The sequence below is a fragment of the Candidatus Megaera venefica genome, from assembly GCF_034554655.1.
Taxonomy (GTDB): domain Bacteria; phylum Pseudomonadota; class Alphaproteobacteria; order Rickettsiales; family Rickettsiaceae; genus Megaera_A; species Megaera_A venefica.
Window position 1 is genome coordinate 1 of the sequence record NZ_JARJFB010000157.1, and the last position, 3,679, is coordinate 3,679.

Annotated in this window: 3 protein-coding genes and 1 pseudogene; all 4 read left to right on the forward strand. The window is 31.3% G+C overall.

Going from position 1 to position 3,679, the window contains the following annotated elements; translation table 11 throughout:
• Positions 1-124: pseudogene (locus Megvenef_RS07940) on the forward strand (transposase); the annotation flags it as partial.
• Between the two features lie 426 nt (positions 125-550).
• The gene (locus Megvenef_RS07945) at positions 551-2,842 is read left to right on the forward strand and encodes an AAA family ATPase (RefSeq protein WP_322777415.1); all 2,292 of its coding nucleotides are present in this window, start codon (positions 551-553) and stop codon (positions 2,840-2,842) included.
• A 294-nt stretch (positions 2,843-3,136) separates the two neighbouring features.
• Positions 3,137-3,316, forward strand: coding sequence for a hypothetical protein (locus tag Megvenef_RS07950; RefSeq protein WP_322777416.1), 180 nt, complete (start codon positions 3,137-3,139; stop codon positions 3,314-3,316).
• Positions 3,317-3,322: 6 nt separating this feature from the next.
• A partial coding sequence (locus Megvenef_RS07955) for a hypothetical protein (RefSeq protein ID WP_322777417.1) occupies positions 3,323-3,679 on the forward strand: 357 nt, incomplete at its 3' end.

Below are 3,679 nucleotides of genomic sequence, written 5' to 3' on the forward strand. Positions count from 1 at the left end.
TGAAGGTATCAATGCTGAAGCTAAAAATTTACATTCTTTAAAAAGAGCGAAATATAGAGGTTTAACGAATATGCAAATACAAGCTTATATGATAGGAGTTGTACTGAACCTAAAAAGGCTAGTACAGGCTAGTACAGGCTACCATTATTATTATTGGATATTTTCGTATTCTGTATCAATCAAATTAATAAAGCCTCTGCAAATATTAAAAGTAACTTAACTTCTATAGTTGATTATAATATTCATGTTTTAATCTATGGTTTGTTAATCTAGACTTTTTCAACAGCCCGATGTGTTTTTGATACTGCTACGTTGGCGACATGGGGTCAGCATAATAATGCTATCATTTGTTGAGAAATATCCCAATGTATGCTATTTTTAGCGTAGAATTTTTTAGCTTTATGAGATAGCTTATTAAGCCTACTAATATATGAGCAGTAAGCTTGAACATCTCATCAGGGCGATTGCATAAAATAATATGTGTGGGATTAATATTTAGTAAGTGCTGTAAGCACTAATACAATTACCCTACAAGTATACAAGTAGTAGTATGAAAATTATAAAAATTAATAAAATCAATAATTGCCGCACCTTTGTAGATTTTGCCTGGCCTTCTTCTCTACAACTTTTTGCAGATTATAACTTGATTTATGGATGGAATGGCACAGGAAAAACAACCATCGCTGACATTTTGAGAGATATTGAACGAAACAAAAAATCATTTTCTGGGAATTTTGAAATCACACTTCAGAACGGAGTAGGTAAAGAAGTAATAAAAAGTGATACACTTGGCTCTGCCAACACCTATTTACCAGACGGATTACAAATTCGTATATTTAACCGTACTTATATAGAAGAAAACATTTTTGCAACAAATAATGGTCAAATAAACCCCATTTTTTTCTTAGGTGAAGAAAATGTGGAAAAGCAAAAGCTTGTAGAAACAAAAACTATTGAGCACAAAGAGGCGGAAAAAAATCTTGATGCACTAAGTACAGAAAAAGATGCAAAAAATAATCAATTAGAAAAGCTTAGGACTACAGGAGCAAAAGCAATAAAAGATGCTTTAATTATATCTTCTGATAATCGCTACAAGAATTATAATAAAAATACTTTTAGTGATAAAATAGGAGAAATGGTGGTAGGTGGTAAAAGCACAGCTGATTATACTAAAAACGATATAGAACTTACTGAACTCAGACAATGCTTTGATAGTTCTCCTAAAGAAACCTTATCTATACCAACTATTACTTTACCAGATTTAGATTCTTTATATAAATCCACAATTTCTTACTTAGATAAAACCGTTATTACAGCTGCAATTGACTCGCTAAAGAATAACGAAATACTTTCAACATGGGTGAAACAAGGCTTGGATATTCACCAACATAAAGGTTATAAAGATTGCCAATTTTGTGATCAACCATTGCCGGAAGCGCGTATCGAGAGCATCAAAGGTCATTTCAATGATGAATATAACTGTATGATTGCAGATATTACAGCACTGATTGAGAAAATCAACAATTGTATAAGCGAGTTGTCCATTTCCTTTCCAAGTAAAGTAATCATATGTGATCATCTTAATAATAGCTATGTAACCGCATGCTCAGATGTGCAGGCCGTAGTTGAAACATATTCGATCTTTCTTTCAAAATTACGCGAGAGCTTGCAACAAAAGAATTCAAAACCATTTCAATCTTTTGTCTTTAATGAGCTTGTACCGGAAAACGGCGCCGCTAAATTGGAAGAATATATAAATATTTTGAATAAGCATAATTCGGATTGTCAAAAACATAGCACAATTACCCAAGAAGCAAGAAAAACATACGAAGAATCAATTGTAGCTGGTTACCTTGAGGAATATAAAAAGTTTAAACAACAAATCAAAGATGCAGAAGCTTCGATATTAAAAACTACTGAAAATATTAAAAAACTAACAGAAGAAATTAGAAAAATTGAAAAGGAAATCAAAGAACACCACAAGGCTGCCGAGCAGATAAATGCAGATCTTCTATCTTACCTTGGTCATGAAGAACTAAAGTTTGTATCTAAGGAAAACGGTTATATAATACATCGTTTTGAAAAACCAACATCAATTAAAGAGCTGAGCGAAGGTGAAAAAACTGCAATTGCTCTTCTCTATTTCCTTAAAACTCTAGAAGATAAGAGCTTTATGAGTAACGGCATTGTCGTGATTGACGATCCAGTGTGCAGCATGGATGATAGTTCATTATTTCATGCGTTTGCATATATAAAAGAAAAAACTAAAAATGCTAAACAGTTATTTATCCTTACACATAACTTTACGTTCTTTCGTCTGGTAAGAAGGTACTTTAAAAGTTTAGAACGTTACAAAAGTAAAAAGATAAGTTTTTACCAAACCCAATGCATAAAGAGTTCAACTAGACGTATTAGTAAGATTAAAAAATTAGACAAGTTATTAGAAGACTACGAATCTGAATACCATTATCTATTTCAAATAATTTGCAATACTGCGGAGCAGGAAGATTCAGGAAATCTTGCAGATTACTATTATATACCAAACGTTGCTCGCAGAGTGTTAGAATCATTTTTTGCATTTAAAAATCCTCATTGTCAAAACCTACTCAGAGATTCGCTAACAACAGACAAATTTGACTTAGTTAAGCAACAACGAATCTTAGAGTTTCTTCATGCTCACTCTCATGAAGATAACATTGGTGCCCCAGAGCATGATGCAAGCATTTTATCAGAAACCAAGGAAGTAATGATAGCTATACTAGATCTAATAAAAGCAGTAGATAAAGATCATTTTGAGGGAATGGAACAATGTATAAAGAAAGCAAATCAATCTCGCTCATGAAACAAACATACGCAGACCTTTAAAATTGTCTATTAAATCGGAGAATAGACTGCATTTTCTACTGTATATCGATTTACGATTAAATGTACAATATTTGAGGTGAATTTTCTGATGTTTATTATGTTATAATTTTAAATACAGTTGCATAACAATAAATTCAAATCGATCTTGATTATTCATTCGCATCTACTTATAATAGTATTAACTAATATTCATAACTTAAAATAAAAGGTTGATATGTAAAAAGAAAAAAATATTCAAGAAACACTAAAAAATATAGATGATACTGCAACCATGATCAGAAAATTCTTAAATTTAGTAAAAAATCATGCAAGCGAAAGTAACGACTACCTTAGCACTTTTAAAAATATGTATTCTGATCAACCATATTATAGTCATGTAAAAGAATCAATACTTGATCAAGTTGATGTAATAGGCGTAGATGTAGAAGTAGCAGAAAATCTTCTAAGCTAGCCAGTGATGTCGAAATCAATTTTTAAATATGACAGTTCGGACGAGGAAGATAGCGTTTCCAAACATAGAGTTGATCACGCTCTAGATAAAGAAGATTTGTATTCATACAAATTAGGTAACGCGATTTTACATCATAAAAGTGTTGTAGATAAATATAAACAAGCTAAAAAAGTGTTTGGGTATCAAAAAAGTAACCACTCAAAAATAGTTACTAAATATCTAACCCAAAAAGAATATTCAGAAGAAGATTTTAATGTTAAGACTTTATCTGATTTGTTAACAACAGAGAAAAAAAATATAAGCCCCTATGATTTGGTGCGCTCAATCAACTCAACAAAGTTATCATATGATAAAATAAAAGAT

Bases quoted from the DNA above. Each gene is read 5' to 3' on its own strand.
- Megvenef_RS07945 (WP_322777415.1), top strand. From the start codon at position 551: ATGAAAATTATAAAAATTAATAAAATCAATAATTGCCGCACCTTTGTA.
- Megvenef_RS07950 (WP_322777416.1), top strand. From the start codon at position 3,137: ATGATCAGAAAATTCTTAAATTTAGTAAAAAATCATGCAAGCGAAAGT.